This window comes from Shouchella rhizosphaerae (assembly GCF_900142675.1).
Classification (GTDB): domain Bacteria; phylum Bacillota; class Bacilli; order Bacillales; family Bacillaceae_D; genus Shouchella; species Shouchella rhizosphaerae.
This window is the reverse complement of the sequence record NZ_FRBS01000003.1, coordinates 203,637-226,558: the sequence shown is the minus strand read 5'-3', so window position 1 is coordinate 226,558 and position 22,922 is coordinate 203,637. Positions and strand designations below refer to the sequence as shown.

Below are 22,922 nucleotides of genomic sequence, written 5' to 3'. Positions count from 1 at the left end.
CGTATGCGTAAAACAAAAATTGTTTGTACGATTGGACCAGCAAGTGAGTCGCTTGAAAAACTAACAGCACTCATCGAAGCGGGGATGAATGTAGCCCGTTTGAATTTTTCACACGGTGATTTTGAAGAGCACGGTGCCCGAATTAAAAACATTCGCGAAGCGGCAAAACGGACTGGAAAAACGGTTGCTATTCTACTTGATACGAAAGGGCCGGAAATCCGCACACAAACGGTAGAAGGCGGAGCGATTGAACTTGAGAAAGGGCAAGAGCTCATTTTGTCAATGAATGAAGTCCAAGGTACGAAAGAAAAGATCTCCATTACGTATCCAGGGCTTTGCGAGGATGTAGAAGTCGGAAGTACGATCTTGCTCGATGATGGCTTAATTGGGCTTGAGGTAAAGGAAATCCGCGACACTGAGCTGGTTACGATTGTTCGCAACAGTGGCGTGCTGAAAAACAAGAAAGGCGTCAACGTCCCAAATGTCAGCGTCAACCTACCGGGGATGACCGAAAAGGATGCAGCCGACATTGTATTTGGGATTGAGCAAAAAGTTGACTTTATAGCCGCCTCCTTTGTGCGCCGCGCTTCTGATGTTCTAGAAATCCGCGAGCTCCTTGAAAAGCATGGCGCTGCAGATACAGCGATTATCCCGAAAATCGAAAACCAAGAAGGCGTTGACAATATCGATGAAATTCTTGAAGTATCGGACGGCCTTATGGTCGCAAGGGGAGACTTAGGTGTAGAAATTCCAGCAGAAGAAGTACCGCTTGTGCAAAAACAGCTCATTAAAAAATGCAATGAGTTGGCCAAGCCGGTCATCACTGCCACGCAAATGCTTGATTCCATGCAACGCAACCCGCGTCCTACACGAGCGGAAGCAAGCGACGTAGCCAACGCTATTTTTGACGGGACAGACGCCATTATGCTTTCTGGTGAAACCGCTGCTGGTGATTACCCTGTAGAATCGGTGCAAACAATGCACAATATTGCCGAACGAACAGAACAAGCCCTCAATTATGAAAACATGCTGCGTCGGAAAAGCAAAGAAGTGAAAACATCGATTACAAGTGCAATTGGCCAGTCTGTTGCTTACACCGCCTCAAACTTGAATGCTGCTGCGATTTTAACAGCGACAGAAAGCGGCTATACAGCACGGATGACATCACGTTTCCGGCCGAAATCGCCAATCTTGGCCGTAACGAGCAATGAGCGTGCTTACCGGAGAATGGCGCTCGTGTGGGGGGTTACGCCAATACTTGGTAAACAAGCAAACACAACTGACGAAATGTTAGACCGTACAGTTGAAGCGGCTGTCGCTACAGGAGTGGTGAAACAAGGTGACCTTGTTATCATTACGGCTGGTGTTCCCGTTGGGGAGTCAGGCACAACGAATTTAATGAAAGTCCATATGCTTGGGGAAGTTGCAGCAAAAGGACAAGGCATCGGACGTCGCTCTGCCTCAGGAAAAGTCGTTGTTGCCCGTGACGCAAAAGAAGCGATTGCAAAAGTAACGGAAGGCTCTGTGCTTGTCACAAAATCAACCGATAAAGACATGATCGAAGCGTTCGAGAAAGCTGCTGCTGTCGTGACTGTAGAAGGCGGTCTTACATCCCATGCAGCTGTTGTTGGCTTAAACTTGAGCACGCCTGTTATCGTCGGTGTAGCCAACGCCCTTGAACGTTTCCAAGACGGCGATGAAGTGACTGTGGACTGCATTAGCGGAAACATTTACAGCGGCCAAGCCCGTGTATTATAATGGAATAATCAAACTGGCTGATAGAAAATGCTTCGCAAACCATGATGGATGCGAGCGTTTGTCTACAGTCTGAAAAGGAGAGGTGAGCCTCTCCTTTTTTACAGTCGGCAAAGGTGGTACGAACAATGAAGAAATCGATTGTCGTCGCTGCGATCGCGATTCCCGTATTGGAACTGTTTATCATTACGGCCTTTGTCAATTGGCTAGGCATATGGCAAACGCTGCTTCTTATGTTTGCTACGTCAATACTAGGCTTTATTTTTGCCAGAAAACAAGGGATGCAAGTGTACCGACTTGCTCGGCTACAGATGCAAAACAGCCAAATTCCAAGCCATGCATTGCTTGATGGGTTGTGCATTTTGTTTGGTGGCATTCTACTCGTTATCCCAGGTTTCTTAACAGACGCCATTGGTTTATTTTTCCTTATTCCATGGACACGTGCGATTGGAAAAGCACTGCTGCTGAAAATCGTTCATAGCAGCATGACAAAAGGGAACTGGACCGTGATAAAACGGCGCTAAGTTTGTCTGAATTTGTGGGATATAGCCGAATTTGCAAAACTGTGTTATGATATGAATTGCCTAGTTGAAGCTGGAGGAGAAACCATTGTTATCTCAGAGTACCTTGTTTTTGTTGCTATTAATGGCGATCGCCCTTATTGCAAAAAACCAATCATTAATCATCGCTATTTCCGTTTTGTTACTGATAAAATGGACAGGGCTTGGAGATAAAGTGTTTCCTCTCATGCAGGCAAAAGGAATCAACCTTGGCGTCACCATTATTACCATAGCTGTCCTTGTGCCGATTGCTACAGGGGATATTGGGTTCAAACAGCTGGGAGAAGCAACAAAATCATTGTATGCATGGGTTGCACTTGGCAGCGGCATCGCTGTTGCGCTCGTAGCTGCAAGTGGCATTGACTTGCTGAAAAACGATCCGCATATTACAGCTGCCCTCGTACTTGGCACCATCGTCGCTGTTTCTTTTTTAAACGGCGTTGCGGTCGGCCCTTTAATTGGTGCAGGCATTGCTTATTTGACGATGCGCGCTATCCAATACATCGCCCAACTATGGGGATAAGTGTCACGGCCGTATCATCCTTTACGACGTTTTTCGTAACCGCTTTACCAGGCGTTGTGCGCGAAGGGATCATATTTACAGAAAAGGAGAGATAAAGGTGACTACAACTCGTGGTTTAGAAGGTATTGTGGCAACACAATCGAGCGTTAGCTCCATTATTGATGATGAATTAACGTACCATGGTTATGGCATTGACGACCTGGCCGAAAATGCTAGTTTTGAAGAGGTCGTTTATTTGCTGTGGAATGGTGAATTGCCTACGAAAGAAGAATTGGAATCGTTTTCAAGAGCGCTTGCTGAACAAGCGGGCGTCCCCGATGAAATTTTCGAACAAATGAAAGCCTATCCAATCGATAGCGTCCATCCAATGGCTGCCCTGCGCACATCTGTTTCAATGCTTGGTTTGTTTGATGATGAAGCAGAATCAGTCGAGGAAGAAAAAAATTACCGCAAAGCGATTAAACTTCAAGCAAAAATTCCTACAATTGTTGCCGGCTTTGAGCGGATCCGTTCTGGCAAAGAACCGATTGCTCCAAACAAGGAGTTATCGTTTGCAGCAAATTTCCTATACATGTTAACGGGCGAAAACCCAGATGCGATTTCAGTAAAAGCTTTTAATAAAGCGCTTGTGCTCCATGCGGATCATGAACTGAACGCCTCAACATTTACGGCGCGTGTTTGTGTAGCGACGCTGTCTGATATGTATTCAGGCATTACAGCGGCAATTGGCGCATTGAAAGGGCCTCTTCATGGCGGCGCAAATGAGGGCGTCATGAAAATGCTTCTTGAAATCGAAGAATTTGAGCGAGTGGAACCGTATATCCAGAAAGCGCTTGATAATAAAGAGAAAATCATGGGCTTTGGCCATCGTGTATACAAAAATGGCGATCCTCGGGCTAAGCATTTGCGGGAAATGTCCAAACAACTAACAGACGTTATTAAAGAATCAAAATGGTACGACATGTCTTTGCGGATTGAAGAATTGGTCACCACTCAAAAAGGCTTGCTGCCAAACGTTGATTTTTATTCAGCGACTGTATACCATAGTCTTGGGATTAAACATGATTTGTTCACGCCGATTTTTGCGATCAGCCGCACATCTGGCTGGATTGCCCATATCCTCGAACAGTATGCAAACAACCGCCTGATTCGTCCGCGTGCTGAGTATGTCGGTCCGAACAAACGCAGCTACAAACCAGTAGAATCACGATAGTCCTAGGCGGAGGAAACTCCGTTCTACATAAACATCTTTAGGAGGTTTTACTATGGCAGCAGAAAAAATTCAAACTCAAAACGGTGTTTTAAACGTTCCAAACGAGCCAATCGTTCCATTCATTGAAGGCGATGGTACAGGCCCAGACATTTGGGCAGCAGCTTCTCGTGTTCTTGATGCTGCAGTTGAGAAAGCATACAACGGCGAGCGCAAAATCCACTGGAAAGAAATTCTTGCCGGTGAAAAAGCGTACAACGAAACAGGAGAATGGCTTCCAGCAGAAACGCTTGACGCTGTCCGCGAATATTTAATTGCGATTAAAGGACCTTTAACGACGCCAATTGGCGGCGGCATCCGCTCATTAAACGTAGCGCTCCGCCAAGAGCTTGATTTGTTCACGTGTCTCCGTCCAGTCCGTTATTTTACAGGAGTGCCATCTCCAGTGAAACGTCCTGAAGATACGGACATGGTCATCTTCCGTGAAAATACAGAAGACATTTATGCAGGGATTGAATTTAAAGAAGGCTCTGACGAAGTGAAAAAGCTAATTGCCTTTTTGCAAGATGAGCTTGGTGCAACGAATATCCGCTTCCCTGAAACTTCTGGTATCGGCGTAAAACCTGTATCGAAGGAAGGAACAGAGCGCCTCGTCCGTTCTGCCATTCAATATGCGCTTGATGAAGGCCGCAAGAGCGTGACGCTTGTCCATAAAGGCAACATCATGAAATTTACAGAAGGCGCGTTTAAAAACTGGGGTTACGAATTGGCTGAGCGTGAGTTTGGCGATAAAGTATTTACATGGGCTGAGTACGATAAAATTGTGGAAGAAAGTGGCCGCGAAGCTGCCGATAAAGCGCAAAGCGAAGCAGAAGCTGCTGGCAAAATTATTGTGAAAGATGCCATTGCCGACATTTTCTTGCAGCAAATTTTGACTCGCCCGAAAGAGTTTGATGTGGTTGCGACGATGAACTTAAACGGCGATTACATTTCCGATGCTCTTGCTGCTCAAGTAGGCGGAATCGGCATTGCTCCAGGAGCAAACATCAACTATGATACAGGTCATGCCATTTTTGAAGCGACACATGGCACGGCGCCAAAATATGCGGGACTCGACAAAGTCAACCCTTCCTCAGTCCTGTTGTCAGGAGAACTGCTTTTGCGTCACCTTGGCTGGACAGAAGCAGCAGATTTAATTATGGCGTCAATGGACAAAACGATTGCCAGCAAAGTTGTTACTTATGATTTTGCCCGCTTGATGGATGGCGCAACAGAAGTGTCTTGCTCAGGATTTGCAGATGAATTGATCAAAAATCTATAAATCTATTTCGTGATAAGCAGATGGACTACACACGTTGAGGAGTGTTTGGCATGGCAATTAAACGAAGAAAAATTTCTGTAATCGGCAGTGGCTTTACAGGAGCTACCACTGCGCTTATGGTTGCCCAAAAAGAGCTAGGGGATGTTGTTTTATTGGACATTCCAAACATGGAAGGTCCTACGAAAGGAAAGGCCCTTGATATGCTTGAATCGACACCTGTCCAAGGCGTCGATTCAACGATCACGGGTACCTCTAGCTACGAAGATACGAAAGATTCGGATGTCGTTGTCATTACGGCTGGCATTGCCCGCAAACCGGGAATGAGCCGTGATGATCTTGTAGCCACAAATGCAAAAATCATGAAGTCTGTCACAAAAGAAGTTGTTAAGTATTCGCCTAACAGCTACATTATCGTTTTGACCAACCCTGCTGACGCGATGACGTATACGGTTTATAAAGAATCAGGCTTTCCGAAAAACCGTGTCATCGGCCAGTCTGGCGTTCTTGACACAGCACGTTTCCGCACGTTTGTCGCCCAAGAACTAAATGTATCCGTAGAGGATGTCACTGGTTTTGTCTTAGGCGGCCATGGAGATGATATGGTTCCGCTTATCCGTTATTCAGCAGCAGGCGGTGTGCCGTTAACAAAACTGATCGCTCCAGAACGGATTGAAGAAATTGTTGAACGCACGCGCAAAGGCGGCGGCGAAATCGTTGGCTTATTAGGCAATGGCAGCGCCTATTACGCACCAGCTGCTTCGCTTACACAAATGGTCGAAGCGATCTTGAAAGACAAAAAACGCATTATCCCAACAATTGCCTACCTCGAAGGCGAGTATGGGCAGCATGACCTGTACTTAGGCGTACCGACCATTCTTGGTGGTGACGGCATTGAGAAAGTCATTGAGCTTGACTTGACAGAGGAAGAAAAGGCACAATTGGACAAATCAGTACAATCGGTGCGCAATGTAATGGCAGCATTGCCAGCGGAGTAATAGGAAAGCTAGAGGCTCTTCCAAAAGCCTATAATTGAACAATGGGAGTAGAGATTTGACATAAACTCTACTCCCATTTTCTTGATCGATTGTTTTTCAAGCGATGTTGTTATTTGGCAGACCCGTGTGGGTTTGATTGGGTGTAATCGATGTGGCAATGGACTTTCATTTCCCGTACAGCCTGCTTTGCATGGACACTTATCATCGAGCATGCCCATTCATAATCAGCTTGTATCCGTGGCGATCCGTACGTCGGCTATAGGCTATAGCCACGCCATGTTACCCAACACTCATAAAAGTGGTTCTCGAGCATGCTTATTTATGTGGGCTGCTCTTTTTCACGTCTTGCATCGTTGCCATCCCCTCATCTTCAATCGGGCTATTATTGAAGAAGACATTTAAAGAGTTTTGCTTATCAACTAGAAGGATGTTGTGATTTATGGTTTAATGAATGAAGTGTTTACTATTCATTTTGATTCAATTTGAAAAAGGTGACTGAAATGGATAAAATGGATCGCGATATTCTGAAATTGTTGCAGGAGAATGCGCGAATGACAATCAGTGAATTATCAAAAGAATTGGCGCTAAGCCGTCCTAGTATGTCGGAAAGGCTGCTGCGGCTTCAAGAGAAAGGCATTATTGAACATTTCACCACACGCGTCTCACTGAAAAAAATTGGCAAAGATATACTGTTGCTGATCCAAGTCAGTGGTTTAAAAGTGCCTGTTGCGGAATTTGAAGAAATGGTGCGACAGGAGCATGACATTATTGAATGCCACCGGGTAACAGGTGAAGTGAGCTACTTTATTAAAGCGGCTGTATCAGATGTAGGCAGCATGAGGAAATTAATTGACCGCCTTATTCCGTATGGAACGATTAATACGTCTACTGTATTAAATTCCCCAGTGCCCTATCGGATTATTTTGCCTGATGAAGAGGGATATGAGTAAAAAGTTTGCTATACTAGCATTATAAAGAGAGAGACCGTTCAAATCAAAAAGTTAGGAGTGTAGGAAGCACCTATGGCAAAGCGGATACTCGTAGTTGATGACGAACCGTCCATCTCGACGCTCTTGAAATACAATTTAGAGCAAGCGGGCTTTGAAGTCGAAACCAAATTGGATGGCCAAGCAGGTTTTGACCGAGCAAAAGAAGCAGATTTTGACCTCATTATCCTGGACCTCATGCTCCCTGGCATGGACGGCATGGATGTATGTCGGCAGCTAAGACAAGAACAAATTTTTGTGCCGATTCTCATGCTTACCGCCAAAGATGATGAGTTCGATAAAGTTCTTGGCTTAGAACTTGGGGCTGACGATTACATGACAAAGCCGTTCTCCCCAAGGGAAGTGACCGCGCGGGTGCGGGCAATCCTTCGTCGAATTGAACAAACAGGCGGAGCCGTAGCGAAGAATGAACAAGGAAAAGGCAAAAGCATTCAAATTGCCGATTTGACGATTTACCCGCAAAACTACGAAGTTTATGTGAAAAAAGAACTGCTTACATTAACGCCAAAAGAATTTGAACTGCTTGTTTATTTGGCAGACCATAAAGGGCGGGTGCTTACACGAGATCAGCTTCTGAACGCTGTATGGAACTATGAATTTGTTGGCGATACACGAATTGTGGACGTGCATATTAGCCACCTCCGCGACAAGATTGAGCCTAATTCTAAAAAACCAGTCTATATTAAAACGATTCGTGGCCTTGGCTATAAGCTAGAGGAACCAGCAAAGAATGAATAAACTCCGCAACCGTTTTATTTTCAGCATTATGCTCGTTATCACGCTTGTTCTCCTAGTATTAGGATTAACGCTTGGTTCCTGGTCAAACGAGCGCTATGTTGACTTTGTTTCAGAGCGTGTTAAAAATGAAGCAGCACTAGCGGTTTGGGCAGTCATGCGCGATGGCTATCCAAATAGCACGCAAGCCCAACAAATTGCAGAAGAAATTGGGACTGAAATTGAAGCACGGCTAACGATCATTGATGCTGAAGGGAACGTCATTGGCGATTCATGGGCTGATCCAAAAGAAATGGAAAACCATCTTGATCGCCCAGAAATCCAGCGTGCTCGCCTCGATGATGAATTGGAACTGCGCTTTAGTGAAACCATTGGTGAAGAATTGCTTTATTACGCACTTCCTTTAGAAGAAGGCAGGGAAATGTTCGGCTATGTCCGCGTCGGTGTGTCTGTAGAGCCGTTGAACCATATGAATCGGACGGTATGGACGGTTATTGGCGTCAGCTTTTTAGGAGCATTCATTTTCATTTTGTTTTTAATTACACGCATCACCAAACAAATTATCCATCCGATTGACCAAGCGACAAAAGCGGCTATTCGCCTAGCCGAGGGCGATTATCAGACTAGGACTTATGAAGATCACCATAAAGAACTTGGGCTGTTAGGCCGTTCCATTAATGCGCTTGCGTATAATTTGGAGCAATTATCGAGACGCCACCAGGCACAGCAAGACCGAATGGCTGCTCTAATTGACCATATGGGAAGTGCGCTCTTGTTTATGAATGTTCGTGGCGATGTGGTGCTGTTGAACCAAACGACAGAGCAAGTGTTTGAAGTCGATAGCAGTGATTGGCTTTCAAAACCGTACTACCATGTATTTCCGAGCCAACCTCTTATCCAGTTTGTGCAATTGGTTTATATGACAGAGAAGAAACAGCGCAGCCTAATCGAATGGACGAAGCATTTTTCAACTCGCGTCTATGATGTATACGGCGCGCCGGTAATGGCGGATTCGGGCAGGCTCAGAGGTGTGACGCTTGTCATGCACGACATTACCGAACAAAAAAAGCTAGAGCAAGTTCGCAAAGACTTTGTTGCCAACGTTTCTCATGAGTTGAAAACGCCCGTTACATCGATTAAAGGTTTTGCAGAAACGCTCCTTGATGGGGCGATCAACGATCCCGTGCTTTCGAAACAGTTTACAGAGATCATATGGAAAGAAAGCGACAGGCTACAAATGCTAATCGTCGATTTGTTGGAGCTGTCGAAAATTGAGAATGCCCAGTTTAAGCTCGATTTGGAAGATATGTCATTGAAAGACATCACGGAAGATGTGTTTGAACTAGTGCGGGGCAAAGCTGAAGAAAAAGGCATGCACTTGCATATACAAGAACAAGGCAGCTCCGTGATTGAAGGGGATCGGCAACGGTTGAAGCAAGTTGTGTTGAACCTAGTTTCCAATGCGATCGCCTATACGCCATCAGGCGGCCATGTAACGGTCGCACTCAAAGAACAAAAGGACGCTGTTGTTCTAAAAGTGCAAGATACAGGAATTGGCATCGACCCAAAAGAAACATTGCGCATTTTTGAACGTTTTTACCGAGTTGACCGGGCGAGAAGCCGCAATTCGGGAGGGACGGGATTAGGCCTTGCAATCGTCAAGCATTTGGCCGAAGCACACCATGCAAAAATAGAAGTGCAGAGCGAAGAGGGCAAAGGAACCGAGTTTTCCTTGACGTTCCCAAAAAAACAGCCAAGCACACTTTAACAAAATCTTTACACAATGTTCATCAAGGCTTAATGGCGCGCGCTTACACTAAGGGAGAACGGTCAGTAATGAGATCGGTATCCCTCTTCCGATCAGCCCTTTTTAAAGGCAAGAGTGAAACTCTTGCCTTCTTTTTGGTTGACTAAACACGTATACTGCTTTCTCTTGTAGCAACTAGCCTCGATTCATCAGCCATTCTTCCTGCCTTCCTGCGTACGTTCGTTCGCATATGCTTTTTTCTTTTCCAGTGACTATGGTACAATAAGAATACATGTATAGATCGAGAAAGGGGCTCTCCTGCTTGAAAAAATTAGTGCTTATTGACGGCAACAGCATTGCTTACCGTGCATTTTTTGCATTGCCGCTTTTAAATAATGAAAAAGGCGAATATACAAATGCTGTCTACGGCTTTACGACCATGTTGTTGAAGGTTCTCGAAGACGAAAAACCGAGCCATATGCTTGTCGCCTTTGATGCAGGGAAATCGACGTTCCGCCATCAGACTTATGCGGCTTATAAAGGCACGAGGCAGAAAACGCCATCAGAGCTATCTGGGCAAATTCCAATGATTCACCAAGTGCTCGATGCGTTTTCGATTAAGCGTTATGAAGTAGACGAATACGAAGCAGACGACATTATCGGCACGGCGGCAACGAATGCAGCAAAAGAAGGCTTTGACGTTGTTGTCATTACAGGTGATAAAGATTTGCTTCAATTGGTTGATGACCGTGTTGAAGTCGTGCTGACGAAAAAAGGCATTTCTGAAGTGGATCGCTATAATCGTGAAAAAGTGGCTGAACGCTACGGGCTTGAACCGAGACAAATTATTGATTTAAAAGGGTTAATGGGCGATTCGTCTGATAACATTCCAGGTGTTCCCGGCGTAGGTGAGAAAACGGCACTAAAATTGCTTGCCGAATTCCGCGACGTAGAAACGGTGCTTGATTCGATTGATGCGATCTCTGGGAAGAAGCTGAAAGAACGTCTTCAAGAGAATAAAGACCAAGCCCTCCTAAGCAAAAAACTCGCCACAATTGCCCTTGACGTGCCACTTGCCGAAACGCTTGATTCGTTCGAGTATGGCGGATATGAGTATAAACAAGTTAAAGAAGCGTTTAAAGAGCTGTCTTTTCATTCGTTGCTTGGCCGCATTGACGGCAACGGCGATGAAGAAAGTGCACCACAGCAATTGACGGAACTGGATTTTGATATCGTTGAAGAACCGTTGCCTGAACATTTTTCCAGCCCGTCAGCGTTAGTCGTCGAAGTGTTAGCGGAAAACTACCATCAAGCCGAAATTGCCGGTATGGCGGTGGCGAACGAGAAGGGCTGCTTTTATTTCCCGACTGAGAAAGCAGTGAAGTCAGACGCGTTTAGGGCATTTGCCCGTTCGCAAGAAAAAAAGAAATGGCTGTTTGACGCAAAGCGCGCTGTCGTCGCTTTAGCCTGGCATGGGGTTGAATTAAACGGCGTTGATTTTGACTTGCAAATGGCTTCCTATTTGCTCGATCCATCGCTGTCATCCCACGAAATTAGCGACATTGCTACCCGTAAAGGGACAGGTGGCGTGGCTGAAGATGAAGCTGTATACGGCAAAGGCGCCAAGCGCTCTCTTCCAGAAGAGGCCGCCCTAGCCGAACATCTTTGCCGTAAAGCGAATGCCATGTTTACGTTAAAAAGCACATTGGAAGATGAACTGGCGCAAAATGAGCAGCTTGAATTGCTCAAGAAGTTAGAAATGCCATTGTCTGTTGTACTTGGCCGTATGGAAAAAGAAGGTGTCCGTGTCGACCGAGAACAACTTGAGGAAATGGGCAAAGATTTATCGGATCGCTTGAACACTCTAGAAAAGGCGATTCATAAAGAAGCTGGAGAACCATTCAATATTAATTCACCGAAACAGCTTGGCGTTATCCTGTTTGAAAAACTAGGGTTGCCGCCTGTGAAAAAAACAAAAACAGGCTATTCCACTAGTGCTGATGTATTGGAAAAACTTGCAGGCACACATCCAATTATTGAACACCTTCTTCTTTACCGGCAACTTGGCAAGCTCTATTCAACATACATCGAAGGGTTGCTTAAAGTGATCGATTCGGAAACAGGGAAAGTCCATACCCGTTTTAACCAAGCTTTAACGCAAACAGGACGCCTTTCGTCGACAGACCCGAATTTGCAAAACATCCCTATCCGTTTAGAGGAAGGAAGAAAAATCCGCAAAGCATTCGTTGCCTCGAAGGAAGGCTGGAAAATAGTTGCGGCTGATTACTCGCAAATTGAGCTCCGTGTCCTCGCCCATATTTCTGGCGATGAACGGATGAAGGAAGCGTTTTTAACGGGGATGGACATCCATACAAAAACGGCAATGGATGTTTTCCATGTAAAACGTGAGGAAGTTACTGATTTGATGAGAAGGAGCGCGAAGGCCGTCAATTTTGGGATTGTCTACGGCATAAGCGATTATGGGCTCTCACAAAGCCTAGGAATTACGAGAAAAGAAGCGAAAGACTTTATCGACCGCTATTTAGCAAGTTATCCACAAGTGAAAGCTTATATGGAGAATGTGGTGAAAGAAGCAAAGGAGAAGGGGTATGTCCAAACACTGCTTGCGAGAAGGCGTTATTTGCCTGAACTGAAAAGCCGCAATTTCAATCAGCGCAGTTTTGCAGAACGGACAGCGATGAACACACCCATCCAAGGGACCGCAGCTGACATTATTAAACGGGCGATGGTGAAAATGAGTGAAGCGTTAGAAGAAACAGGGCTTAAAGCAAACATGTTGCTCCAAGTCCATGACGAACTCATTTTTGAAGTGGCGCCTGACGATGTGGAACCGTTACAAGAGCTTGTCACAGAAGTAATGGAACAGGCACTTGAGCTTGATGTGCCTTTACAAGTGGATGTCTCTAGCGGAAATTCATGGTTTGACGCGAAATAAGGAGAAGAGAAATGCCAGAATTACCGGAAGTAGAAACGGTACGCCGAACACTTTTGCAGTTGGTTAAGAACAAGACCATTGCGGACGTGGACGTCGGCTGGCCGAAAATGATTAAAGAACCAGATGATGTAGAACGTTTTATACAGCTATTAAAGGGACAAACGATCGAAGACATCGGGCGCAGAGGCAAATTTTTGCTGTTTGTGCTCAACGACTATGTACTTGTCTCCCATTTGCGGATGGAAGGGCGCTATGGTTTGTATCAACCAACGGATGAAAAAACGAAGCATACGCATGTCGTCTTTTCGTTTACAGATGGGTCTGAATTACGTTATGCGGATGTGCGCAAATTCGGTACGATGCATTTGTTTGCTAAAGGGGCCGAACACGTTGCCATGCCTCTTGCCCAGCTAGGCGTTGAACCTTTTTCCGAACAGTTTACGGTCGAATTGCTGGAACAAGCTTATGCAAAAACAACAAGAGCGATTAAAACAGCATTGCTTGACCAGAAAACAGTCGTGGGGCTCGGCAATATTTATGTCGATGAAGCGCTCTTTCATGCAGGTATCCATCCTGAACGGACGGCTTCATCACTGTCAAAGGAAGAATATCACAACCTTCATAAGGAAATTAAAAGAACGCTTAAAGAAGCGATTGAGGCAGGGGGCAGCTCGATAAAATCGTATGTAAACGGCCAAGGGGAAATCGGCATGTTCCAACAACAGCTCCACGTTTATGGCCGTAAACAACAACCGTGCCATCATTGCGACACAGCGATTGAAAAGACAGTCGTTGGCGGGCGCGGAACTCACTATTGCCCCAATTGCCAACCACGGCCGTGAACAATGACAAAGTCCTCTCCATATACTAATGGCAACGAACATTAGACAGGAGGGGCTTCTATTGGCAACATTGGTTATGTTGGCCGCGGCAGTTAGCCTTGATAGTTTTGGTGTCGGGTTTGCCTACGGCACTCGTCGTATCAAAATACCACTCATATCGCTTTTATTTATTGCAGCTTGTTCAGGTATCTCTATTTTAATCGCTATGTCAGTTGGTTCTGCCTTATCGATGTGGTTGTCGCCTGACGTGGCTGAATTGCTCGGAGCGATCATTTTAATAGGCCTTGGCTGTTGGACTGTTTATGCAGCATATCGGCCGAAAAAAGAGCGGAAGCCGCGTGTTAAACAGACGAAAATGGATTTTACGATTCGCTTATTCGGGTTTGTTATCCATATTTTACGGGAACCAGAAAGCGCCGACATCGACCGTTCCGGCACAGTGACTGGAAAGGAAGCCCTTTTACTTGGCCTCGCCCTATCACTTGATGCCTTTGGCGCTGGGATTGGCGCTGCGTTAATGGGCCTTTCCCCTCTTGGCCTTGCGACATGTACGGCTATTTTAAGCGCCTTGTTTGTCACACTAGGTATGACGTTTGGCTACCGGACAGCACGGTTGAAGTGGGTGCAAAAAATGGCATTCATTCCAGGCTGCTTGCTGCTCATTATCGGCGTGATGAAATTGTAGGAGGAACATGTACTTATGAGAATTGGCTTAACTGGCGGGATTGCCAGCGGAAAATCGCTTGTGGCAACCTATTTGGAGAAACAGGGCATTCCGGTTGTTGATGCAGATAAACTTGCACGTCAGGTCGTAGAGCCTGGCGAGCCAGCGCTTGCCCAAATCGTCGCGACATTTGGCGAACACGTTCTCCAGGACGACGGCACGTTAGATCGGAAACAGTTAGGGGCGATCATTTTTGGTGACGAACAAAAAAGGAAGCAGTTGAATGAAATTGTTCATCCCGCTGTACGGCAATCGATGAAAAAACAGGCCGATCTATACGAACAAAGGGGCTACACTCGAGTTGTGCTCGACATCCCCTTGTTATACGAAAGCAACTTGTTTCATATGGTCAACCAAGTTTGGCTCGTGTATGTAGACGAAGCAACTCAGCTTCGGCGTTTAATTGAGCGAGATGGCTTAACTGAAACAGAGGCGAAACAACGAATTGCTGCGCAAATGCCATTAACCGCCAAAAAAGCACAGGCCGACGTGCTCATAGACAATAATGGAACGAAGGAAAACACCTACCGACAAGTATACGATGCGTTGGCTAAGACCGCCCACGAATAGGCGGTCACAGCCTGAAGACAAGCGCTCGCATACGTCGTTGCTCACCTCGTTCATATGCTCATGAACCCATTTTCTATTCGCATCTTCACTCGGTTTCGCGCCTCGTCTGACAAACGCTTTCTTTCAGTCTGGACAGTTGTCGACAGAGTCGACAACTTAAGACCGCCATTGAATAGGCGGTCTTTTTTGTGCCTAAATTGAAATTGGTTCACGTTTTTGGTTTATTTATGTTATACTATTTCATATAATATTGGTAAAAAGGATAACATAATAACCTGAAGGGGCTGGACTTTATGAATGTGAAAATGGCAATCAACGGGTTTGGACGAATTGGTCGAATGGTGTTCCGAAAAGCTTTTTTAGAAGGGAAAGTGGACATTACCGCGATCAATGCTTCTTACCCCGCAGACACATTGGCTCATTTAATCAAATACGATTCCATTCATGGGCCATTTATGGCCGACGTTTATGCGAAAGATGGGCAGTTATTCGTAAATGGAAAGAAGATTGAATTGCTCGCTGAACGGGATCCGCGGCGCTTGCCTTGGGAAGCGTTAGGGATTGATATTGTCATTGAAGCAACTGGAAAATTTAAAACAAAAGAAGCGGCCGGTGCTCATTTGCAAGCAGGCGCGAAAAAGGTGATTATTACAGCTCCGGCAAAGGGCGAAGATGCAACGATTGTCGTCGGTGTAAATGAAAGCGACTACAATCCACAAGAAGATCACATTCTCTCGAATGCCTCATGTACAACCAATTGCCTAGCCCCAGTTGCGAAAGTCCTCGACGAAAAATTTGGGATTGAATCAGGGATGATGACAACGGTGCATTCGTATACGAATGACCAGAAAAACATTGACAACCCCCATAAAGATTTGCGGCGCGCCCGTGCATGTGGACAGTCCATCATCCCGACATCGACTGGAGCGGCTAAGGCCCTATCAAAAGTGTTGCCGAATTTGGACGGCAAACTAACAGGAATGGCGCTTCGCGTGCCAACGCCAAATGTTTCGTTAGTTGATTTAGTTGTGAATTTAAAAACAGAAACCACTGCAGAAGCCATCAACAACGCCTTTTGGGAAGCTTCACAAGGAACACTTAAAGGGATCTTAGGAATTACAGATGAACCTCTTGTTTCAATCGACTTTAATGGTGAGGAACAATCGGCGGTTGTGGACGGTCAATCAACGGCAGTTTTAAACAATCGTCAAGCAAAAGTCCTTGCTTGGTATGACAATGAATGGGGCTATTCATGCAGAGTAGTTGATTTAATGAATCATGTCGCAGCCCAGATGTCGACAAAAGAAGAAATCCATTCTGCATCGTAAGCATGCTGTAAAATTGTTTAGAAATCCAGTTGCAATCGCGGTGTAAACCAAGTATACTGAATCCCGTGAGTTCGTTTAAAAACGGGATTCGTTTTTCTTGCAGCATGGGTTAGGACCTCTTAGGACTAACTTTCCCCCCTGTACGAAGACGATCCTACATGCATGCTTTTGCTGCATGGCGAATTACCGAAAAGGGGGAAGTTCATATGGATACAATGGGACGTCATGTCATTTCTGAGCTTTGGGGTTGTGACACAAACAAGCTAAACAACATGGAATTTATCGAACAAGTATTTGTAAATGCAGCTTTAAGAGCTGGAGCAGAAGTGAGGGAAGTAGCGTTTCATAAGTTTGCCCCACAAGGGGTGAGCGGAGTCGTGATCATTTCTGAGTCGCATTTAACGATTCACAGTTTCCCAGAACATGGCTATGCGAGCATAGACGTTTATACATGTGGTCCAGTTATAGATCCAAACGTTGCTGCTGAGTTTATTGCAAGAGAGTTGAATGCAACAACAAGCGAAGTGCTGGAATTGCCACGAGGAATGGGACCGGTTAAGCCAGAAAAACGATTAAGCCACAGTGCTGTTAAATAAATTAGGGGAACCGCCGAGCATACTGCTTGGCGGTTTCTTTTTGCTATAAATGGATGCGCTTTCGTGATTTATGGTATGATAAAGGCAACGTTTACACAGGGGGAGAGAGCAGGATGGGTTTTCGTGAAACAATGAACCGTATTTTCAGCACACGCACTGAAACCGGGGAAGAGCACCCAGTGAAAGAGTTGCAAACACGTTACTATAAAACAACGAAAGACAAGGCTATGCGTACAATTGAACAAGTGCTGACACAACAAGGATTGACGATAAAGCGGAGCGAAGATGACAGAGGGGAAATTGTGGCACAAACGAAATCAGGGAAAAAACTACTGTTAGTCGCATCCATTATTACAGTAAAACCGTATCGGACCGCGGTTGATTTTTCTTGTGCAACGGAAACCGTGCTTCCAAGCGATTTTGGCTACAGCCGGAAATTCATTTTAGCTCTTTACCAGAAACTTGACCAGGAATTAACGTACGTCGGTTCAGCGCTAGGCCAAGAGCTGCTGTAAGAGGCTTGCCACAGGCGCCCTTTTTTTATATGATAGAAGAAACCAATCTCATTTTGGTATTCACGTCCTTTGGGCACAGATGGAGATGATTGCAATGCGCTGTCCCAAATGTCAGCATAACGGCACAAGAGTGCTCGATTCCAGGCCAAGTGATGAAAGCCGCTCGATCAAACGGAGGCGGGAGTGCGAAAAATGTTTGCAACGTTTTACCACCTATGAGACAGTGGAAGAACGACCTCTTCTCATCATTAAAAAAGACGGTATGCGTGAGGAATTTAGCAGTGATAAAATGCTGCGCGGTCTTGTGCGTGCCTGTGAGAAACGCCCCGTTCCCCTTGAAACGCTTGAAAAAATGGTATTGGACGTAGAGCGCACGCTTCGCAATGAAGGGAAACAAGAAGTACGGAGTCAGGATGTGGGCGAACTCGTCATGGAACGGCTAGCGAAAATTGACGATGTGGCTTACGTTCGTTTTGCTTCTGTTTACAGACAGTTTAAAGACATCAATGTATTTATAAAAGAATTGACAGAGTTAATGAATAAAAATTAAAAGGAGCTATAAACGCATGGAGCGTTTTAAGCTCTTTTTTAGCGAAAGGGGTAAGGGCCATGCCTTGGCATTGGAAAGAAGTTCTTCCTGTAGACCAGTACACAGTGCGGCTGGCCGATGTTATCACAGACATGGATAACCATGTGCTTACCCTTTTGTACCAGCCTTTGATTGGCACTGAAGCTGTTGGCCTATACAATAGTTTGAGATCGCAGCTTCCGTCAGGGAAGTACCAAGGCGATATCCATACTCACCATCAACTTAGCGTCCTCCTTGACTTGAGTTTGCCTAAGCTGCTCGAAGCGCGGAAAAAGTTAGAAGCAATAGATTTGCTCAGGACATACCGAAAAAAAACAGATGACGTCCGCTTTTTTATGTATGAATTACAGCCGCCAATGAAACCGCACCGTTTTTTCCGAGATGATGTTCTTAGCGTTTTTTTGTATAACAGGCTAGGCAAACAAGGATACCGGGCAGTAAGGGAACGCTTTGCTCTGCCCGTGCTGGACAGTAGCGAGTTTGAAGAAGTGACCGAATCCTTTTCCAATGTGTTTGCCTCTTTAACTCATTCAGAAATGCAGCCAGCGTTAATGAACGAACAAGATGGTGCATTGAAAGGGGCAAATGGAGAGGCGCTGATCGGCAAGGACAGCGATGGCATTCGCTTTGATGATTTTGACGTTGAATTAATGAAGCAAGCGTTGTCTAGCTTTATTGTCCCGCCGGAAGTGTTGACTGATCGATTGATCGACTTGATCAAAAAACTCGCCTTTGTTTACCAAGTTGAGCCGTTAACAATGGCTAATTTAGTTGAGCAAGCATCTCGAGGCGACATGTTGGATGAAGACGACTTACGTAAAACGATCAAAGAGTGGTATCGTCTTGAAAATGGCACAAAACCGCCTGCGCTTGGCTTAAAAACACAGCCGCAGACAGCGCGAACGATGACGAAAGAGCCGCAAACGGAAGAAGAACGGTCGATCCAATTTTACGAGCAGACACCGCCAATGACACTCTTGGAAATGCGCCAAGAAGGAGCAGCGGTTTCTCCAGCCGACGCCCGCTTGATTGAAGAACTCATCGTTGACTATAAATTGCATCCAGGTGTGGCGAACGTGCTGATTGATTACGTCCTATTCCAACACGATATGAAACTTTCCCGCGGCTTTATGTTAAAAATTGCTGGCCATTGGAAGCGAAAAAAAGTAAAAACGGTGCCAGGCGCTATGGGGCTTGTGAAGGAAGACAAACAAAAACAGGCCAATGCATCGCTGCGGCAAACGTATAAGCGAAACGCACGCCAAGACAAACTACCAAAGTGGCTAATGGCTGAGCAAGAAAAGGGAAATAGTCAAGAAAGCAAACAAGCTAGCGGTGTGGCGGAAGCAACTGAATCCAAAACAAGCGCAAGTCAAACAGAGTCAAAAAAACGGATTGCTGCATTAATGGAGGAACGAAAACGACTAAGGGAAAAAAAGGATGAGGGCGAATGGAATCAATAGAACAGGCGCTGAAAGCTTTTGACCAGGATGGGCGCCTGCAAAAACGGATTGAGCGCCAAAGGCAGGAGCTGCTAGATAGCGCGATTGTACAAGCCTTTTTGCAAGACCATCCTGATGTAACCCGCTCGATGATCGACCGTGCCCTTAGCAAACTATACGAGTTTAAAAAGGAACGGGGGAACTGCCAAACTTGCCCTGGGTTAGACCATTGTCCGAATATGATAAAAGGGTTTCAACCGGCGCTTTATACAGAGAGAGGCAGCATTGAGATTTCTTATAGCCGATGCCAACTAAAACGGGAGCAAGAGGCTGAGCAAGCCAAACTACAGCTAATCCAGTCGCTTTATATTCCTAAAGATATCCTTAAAGCAACATTTGACGATATGGAACAAAATGAGGAACGGGCAGATGCGCTAAGTGAAGGGCTCGAATTTGCTTTATCAGCCAATCCAGGAGAAAAGGGAAAGGGTCTATACTTATACGGGAAATTTGGCGTAGGAAAGACCTATTTATTAGGAGCTATCGCAAATGAATTAAAAACAAAAAACATCCAATCCTATTTGATTTATACACCTGACTTTTTTAGGGAAATGAAGCAAGCCATTGGCGATGGGTCCTTTCAAGAAAAGCTGGAAGCTGTCCGAAAAGCCCCTGTTCTGATGCTAGATGACATTGGAGCAGAAACAACAACTGCTTGGACCCGTGACGAAGTTTTAGGTCCCATTCTTCAATACAGAATGGCTGAGAAACTGCCAACGTTGTTTACTTCGAATTACGATTACGATGAGTTAGAAGAGCAGCTTGCCTATTCGGAAAAAGGCGGGATCGAACGGCTAAAAGCAAAACGGATTATGGAAAGGATCAAACATTTTACCACATTCGTAGAAGTGGGCGGACAAAATCGGCGCAGTATGTAGCGCCGATTTTTATATTGTCGATTTTTCGACAACAGCGCTCAGGCGGGTAGAAGCTGCTTGGCAAGCGAGTGGAATTGCGGAAAGTATAGGGGTTCACGAGCGACGTATGTAAGGTTTTAGAGCAATGCTTGGTCATTGGATGTTTAAGGATAACTATGGTACGATGTATAGAGAATACTAGATTACTTGTGCTTGGGGGTACAACAATGAGCATAGATGCCATATTAGAACGGGCAGTAAACGGCGAGCGCATTTCGATGGCCGATGCCGTTAAGCTTTACGAGAGCGACGATCTCGATAAACTTGGCAAAGCAGCTGATACGATTATGAAAAAATGGCACCCTGAGCCAATAACGACATTTGTGATCGGTCGCAATGTGAACTACACGAACTTTTGCGATACATATTGTTCGTTTTGTGCCTTTTACCGACCGCCTAACCATAAAGACGGCTACGTTCTTGATGATGAAGTCATTTTTCAAAAAATCAAGGAAACACAAGACGTTGGCGGGACAGAAATATTAATGCAGGGCGGAACCAACCCTAACTTAAAGCTTGATTACTATACAAACTTGCTAAAAGGCATTAAAGAACGTTTTCCAGATATTTGGATGCATTCCTTTTCCCCTGCGGAAATCTGGAAAATCGCTGAAGTGATGGACATGTCGATTGAAGACGTGCTTCGGGAACTCCACAAAGCGGGGCTTGACAGTATGCCTGGCGGAGGCGCTGAAATTTTGACGGAAGAGACACGGATGCGCGTCAGCCGTTTAAAAGTGACAGCCGATCAGTGGCTTGATGCGATGAAGGCAGCGAAGAAAGTTGGCATGTTTGGTACGGCCACAATGGTCATTGGCTTCGGTGAATCGTTTGAAGAACGAGCCTTGCATTTGCAACGCGTTCGTGATGCCCAAGACGAAACAGAATGTTTTACGGCCTTCATTTCCTGGCTGCTACAACCGGAAAATACAGGGTTAAGAAGGCTGAAAAAATTAACGCCAGAAGATTATTTGAAAAACGTAGCGATTTCAAGGATTTTCCTCGATAATATCGCCAATTTCCAATCTTCCTGGGTGACAATGGGCCCTGAAGTCGGCAAAAAATCGCTTCATTTTGGCTGTAACGATTTTGGTAGCACCATGATGGAAGAAAATGTCGTATCTGCTGCAAATACGACACACAAAGTCAATTCAAATTTGACGCTTAAATTGATTCGCGAAGCTGGAAAAATACCAGCCCAACGTAACACAAAATATGAGATATTAAGAACGTTTTCCAATGACGAAAACGTTGAGAAAGACTTTATCATGCAAAATTGACCCGATTGCTCCGGAGCGACTCCGGAGCTTTTTTGTATGCAATTAGCATGTTTTTGTGCCACCAACATAAATTGATAATAAGCCTGTCTGGCTTCTAGTGAGCTTTAGGTAAGGTTTTGATATGTTAGGGGGAGTCATGCGTGATTGCCATTCATTTTGAAGAGCGCGGCAACTGCTCGCGCCTGTTTGATGAATTGAGGGGCTATATGGCAACCTATAAGCCATATGGTTTTGGCGGGGCAGTGGAAAAAAACAGTGAAGCGACGATCACCGTCCGTTATGAAAACAAAGACGTCGATTTTTATGAGTCGTTCCATCCTTTTTTGGCCTCGATCTTTGCGGAATATGTCATAGAAACAAAGGAAGATGAATGGTTAATGGACATTGCTGAAAACCTTTTTTACTTTACCGACGAAGAGGAAAAGCAGCAAATTGTCGCCATTGCCCAAGCGATTCTTCAAGGGGATCGGAATGATATCCCATCTGTTAAGCCGCATTTTGATAGACGTGCATTTCTATATGACGCCTTCGCCTCACACCTCAACCCGGATACGACATTTTATTACGAACCATTTCTGACATTCCGGCTAAAAGAATATGGAGAAATGTTAATTGATTGTATCGAGCTTGCGATTGACGAATATTTAATGGAACAAGATTACCAGGCAATGGTTGAAAATTTGCGCCATTATATCCGTATCACACCTGCACGGTTGCCAATGGTTTACCTCGTTCACAAGGACATGTTTACGTTTTATGATGAACATTTCCGGGAGTTGACTGCTGAAGAAATGGCTTATTATTTAAAGCAAGAACTTGTATTTGAAACAGGCCTTGATTTTTCTGAAATGGTCATTAGCCCGCTCGTTAGCATGGCTCCAGGGCATGTCCATGTATTTACAGATGAACCAGACCATGGGGTCATTTTAACGATTCAAGCGATCTTCCAAGAACGGCTGACGATTTTCCCTTTGCAAGAACGCCATTGAACGATTACAACGAACAAGCTTGCATTTTTAGCTTTGTTTTTTGTATAATGGCTGTATGAAAAGTGATGATAAGGACACCGCATTCAAGTAAGGCGTTTTTTAGAGAATGGGGCATAGGCTGGGACCCCTAAACGCGACTCGATTGTGACCACCTTTGAACTGCCCTGGGGAATGACAGTATCCAGCGCCGGCCCGCAGCCGTTATCTGTATGTAGAGCATGTAAGTAGGGTGGAACCACGAAACCACACTCGTCCCTTCGA

The 22,922-nt window shown here is 45.3% G+C and carries 21 protein-coding genes; all 21 read left to right on the top strand.

Annotated features, from left to right (window positions below):
• Positions 1-3 precede the first annotated feature (3 nt).
• On the top strand, positions 4-1,758 hold the full coding sequence (gene pyk / locus BUC05_RS10165) for a pyruvate kinase (RefSeq protein ID WP_011247561.1): 1,755 nt from the start codon (positions 4-6) through the stop codon (positions 1,756-1,758).
• 125 nt (positions 1,759-1,883) lie between these two features.
• Positions 1,884-2,279 carry an FxsA family protein gene (locus BUC05_RS10160; protein WP_035201898.1) on the top strand — a complete coding sequence of 132 codons (396 nt, stop codon included), beginning with the start codon at positions 1,884-1,886 and terminating at the stop codon, positions 2,277-2,279.
• Positions 2,280-2,364: 85 nt separating this feature from the next.
• Entirely contained in the window at positions 2,365-2,838 is a 474-nt protein-coding gene (locus tag BUC05_RS10155; RefSeq protein ID WP_011247559.1) for a DUF441 domain-containing protein, read from the top strand.
• A gap of 97 nt (positions 2,839-2,935) precedes the next feature.
• A complete protein-coding gene (gene citZ, locus BUC05_RS10150; RefSeq protein ID WP_011247558.1) occupies positions 2,936-4,051 on the top strand; it encodes a citrate synthase in 1,116 nt (371 codons plus the stop codon).
• Between the two features lie 52 nt (positions 4,052-4,103).
• On the top strand, positions 4,104-5,369 hold the full coding sequence (gene icd, locus BUC05_RS10145) for an NADP-dependent isocitrate dehydrogenase (RefSeq protein WP_011247557.1): 1,266 nt from the start codon (positions 4,104-4,106) through the stop codon (positions 5,367-5,369).
• 50 nt (positions 5,370-5,419) lie between these two features.
• Positions 5,420-6,364, top strand: a complete 945-nt coding sequence (mdh, locus tag BUC05_RS10140) for a malate dehydrogenase (RefSeq protein WP_011247556.1) — start codon at positions 5,420-5,422, stop codon at positions 6,362-6,364.
• Between the two features lie 500 nt (positions 6,365-6,864).
• The gene (locus tag BUC05_RS10135; protein ID WP_011247555.1) at positions 6,865-7,314 is read left to right on the top strand and encodes an Lrp/AsnC family transcriptional regulator; all 450 of its coding nucleotides are present in this window, start codon (positions 6,865-6,867) and stop codon (positions 7,312-7,314) included.
• Between the two features lie 72 nt (positions 7,315-7,386).
• A complete protein-coding gene (locus BUC05_RS10130; protein ID WP_035201896.1) occupies positions 7,387-8,109 on the top strand; it encodes a response regulator transcription factor in 723 nt (240 codons plus the stop codon).
• Positions 8,102-9,874 (top strand): two-component system histidine kinase PnpS, encoded by a 1,773-nt coding sequence (gene pnpS / locus BUC05_RS10125; RefSeq protein ID WP_035201893.1) that lies wholly within the window; start codon positions 8,102-8,104, stop codon positions 9,872-9,874. The genes BUC05_RS10130 and pnpS overlap by 8 nt, the downstream gene beginning before the upstream one ends.
• Positions 9,875-10,175: 301 nt before the next feature.
• Complete coding sequence (polA, locus tag BUC05_RS10120; protein ID WP_374757915.1) at positions 10,176-12,809, top strand: DNA polymerase I; 2,634 nt, start codon at positions 10,176-10,178, stop codon at positions 12,807-12,809.
• 11 nt (positions 12,810-12,820) lie between these two features.
• On the top strand, positions 12,821-13,651 hold the full coding sequence (mutM, locus tag BUC05_RS10115; RefSeq protein WP_011247551.1) for a DNA-formamidopyrimidine glycosylase: 831 nt from the start codon (positions 12,821-12,823) through the stop codon (positions 13,649-13,651).
• A gap of 61 nt (positions 13,652-13,712) precedes the next feature.
• Positions 13,713-14,336 carry a sporulation membrane protein YtaF gene (gene ytaF / locus BUC05_RS10110; protein ID WP_011247550.1) on the top strand — a complete coding sequence of 208 codons (624 nt, stop codon included), beginning with the start codon at positions 13,713-13,715 and terminating at the stop codon, positions 14,334-14,336.
• A gap of 15 nt (positions 14,337-14,351) precedes the next feature.
• Positions 14,352-14,945, top strand: a complete 594-nt coding sequence (gene coaE / locus BUC05_RS10105) for a dephospho-CoA kinase (protein WP_011247549.1) — start codon at positions 14,352-14,354, stop codon at positions 14,943-14,945.
• 293 nt (positions 14,946-15,238) lie between these two features.
• Positions 15,239-16,273, top strand: a complete 1,035-nt coding sequence (locus BUC05_RS10100; protein WP_011247548.1) for a glyceraldehyde-3-phosphate dehydrogenase — start codon at positions 15,239-15,241, stop codon at positions 16,271-16,273.
• A gap of 206 nt (positions 16,274-16,479) precedes the next feature.
• Positions 16,480-16,869: an adenosylmethionine decarboxylase gene (speD, locus tag BUC05_RS10095; protein ID WP_011247547.1), complete on the top strand. Its 390-nt coding sequence runs from the start codon at positions 16,480-16,482 to the stop codon at positions 16,867-16,869.
• A gap of 113 nt (positions 16,870-16,982) precedes the next feature.
• Entirely contained in the window at positions 16,983-17,384 is a 402-nt protein-coding gene (locus BUC05_RS10090) for a hypothetical protein (RefSeq protein ID WP_011247546.1), read from the top strand.
• Positions 17,385-17,478: 94 nt separating this feature from the next.
• The gene (gene nrdR / locus BUC05_RS10085; protein ID WP_011247545.1) at positions 17,479-17,934 is read left to right on the top strand and encodes a transcriptional regulator NrdR; all 456 of its coding nucleotides are present in this window, start codon (positions 17,479-17,481) and stop codon (positions 17,932-17,934) included.
• A gap of 59 nt (positions 17,935-17,993) precedes the next feature.
• Entirely contained in the window at positions 17,994-19,436 is a 1,443-nt protein-coding gene (locus BUC05_RS10080) for a replication initiation and membrane attachment family protein (RefSeq protein WP_035201884.1), read from the top strand.
• Complete coding sequence (gene dnaI / locus BUC05_RS10075; protein ID WP_011247543.1) at positions 19,424-20,353, top strand: primosomal protein DnaI; 930 nt, start codon at positions 19,424-19,426, stop codon at positions 20,351-20,353. The genes BUC05_RS10080 and dnaI overlap by 13 nt, the downstream gene beginning before the upstream one ends.
• A gap of 206 nt (positions 20,354-20,559) precedes the next feature.
• Entirely contained in the window at positions 20,560-21,672 is a 1,113-nt protein-coding gene (gene mqnC, locus BUC05_RS10070; RefSeq protein ID WP_035201881.1) for a cyclic dehypoxanthinyl futalosine synthase, read from the top strand.
• A 140-nt stretch (positions 21,673-21,812) separates the two neighbouring features.
• Positions 21,813-22,661: a putative sporulation protein YtxC gene (ytxC, locus tag BUC05_RS10065; protein WP_011247541.1), complete on the top strand. Its 849-nt coding sequence runs from the start codon at positions 21,813-21,815 to the stop codon at positions 22,659-22,661.
• Positions 22,662-22,922 lie beyond the last annotated feature (261 nt).

Coding starts and splice junctions, on each gene's coding strand:
- pyk (WP_011247561.1), top strand. CDS start 4: ATGCGTAAAACAAAAATTGTTTGTACGATTGGACCAGCAAGTGAGTCG.
- BUC05_RS10160 (WP_035201898.1), top strand. CDS start 1,884: ATGAAGAAATCGATTGTCGTCGCTGCGATCGCGATTCCCGTATTGGAA.
- icd (WP_011247557.1), top strand. CDS start 4,104: ATGGCAGCAGAAAAAATTCAAACTCAAAACGGTGTTTTAAACGTTCCA.
- mdh (WP_011247556.1), top strand. CDS start 5,420: ATGGCAATTAAACGAAGAAAAATTTCTGTAATCGGCAGTGGCTTTACA.
- BUC05_RS10135 (WP_011247555.1), top strand. CDS start 6,865: ATGGATAAAATGGATCGCGATATTCTGAAATTGTTGCAGGAGAATGCG.
- BUC05_RS10130 (WP_035201896.1), top strand. CDS start 7,387: ATGGCAAAGCGGATACTCGTAGTTGATGACGAACCGTCCATCTCGACG.
- pnpS (WP_035201893.1), top strand. CDS start 8,102: ATGAATAAACTCCGCAACCGTTTTATTTTCAGCATTATGCTCGTTATC.
- mutM (WP_011247551.1), top strand. CDS start 12,821: ATGCCAGAATTACCGGAAGTAGAAACGGTACGCCGAACACTTTTGCAG.
- coaE (WP_011247549.1), top strand. CDS start 14,352: ATGAGAATTGGCTTAACTGGCGGGATTGCCAGCGGAAAATCGCTTGTG.
- BUC05_RS10100 (WP_011247548.1), top strand. CDS start 15,239: ATGAATGTGAAAATGGCAATCAACGGGTTTGGACGAATTGGTCGAATG.
- speD (WP_011247547.1), top strand. CDS start 16,480: ATGGATACAATGGGACGTCATGTCATTTCTGAGCTTTGGGGTTGTGAC.
- BUC05_RS10090 (WP_011247546.1), top strand. CDS start 16,983: ATGGGTTTTCGTGAAACAATGAACCGTATTTTCAGCACACGCACTGAA.
- nrdR (WP_011247545.1), top strand. CDS start 17,479: ATGCGCTGTCCCAAATGTCAGCATAACGGCACAAGAGTGCTCGATTCC.
- BUC05_RS10080 (WP_035201884.1), top strand. CDS start 17,994: ATGCCTTGGCATTGGAAAGAAGTTCTTCCTGTAGACCAGTACACAGTG.
- dnaI (WP_011247543.1), top strand. CDS start 19,424: ATGGAATCAATAGAACAGGCGCTGAAAGCTTTTGACCAGGATGGGCGC.
- mqnC (WP_035201881.1), top strand. CDS start 20,560: ATGAGCATAGATGCCATATTAGAACGGGCAGTAAACGGCGAGCGCATT.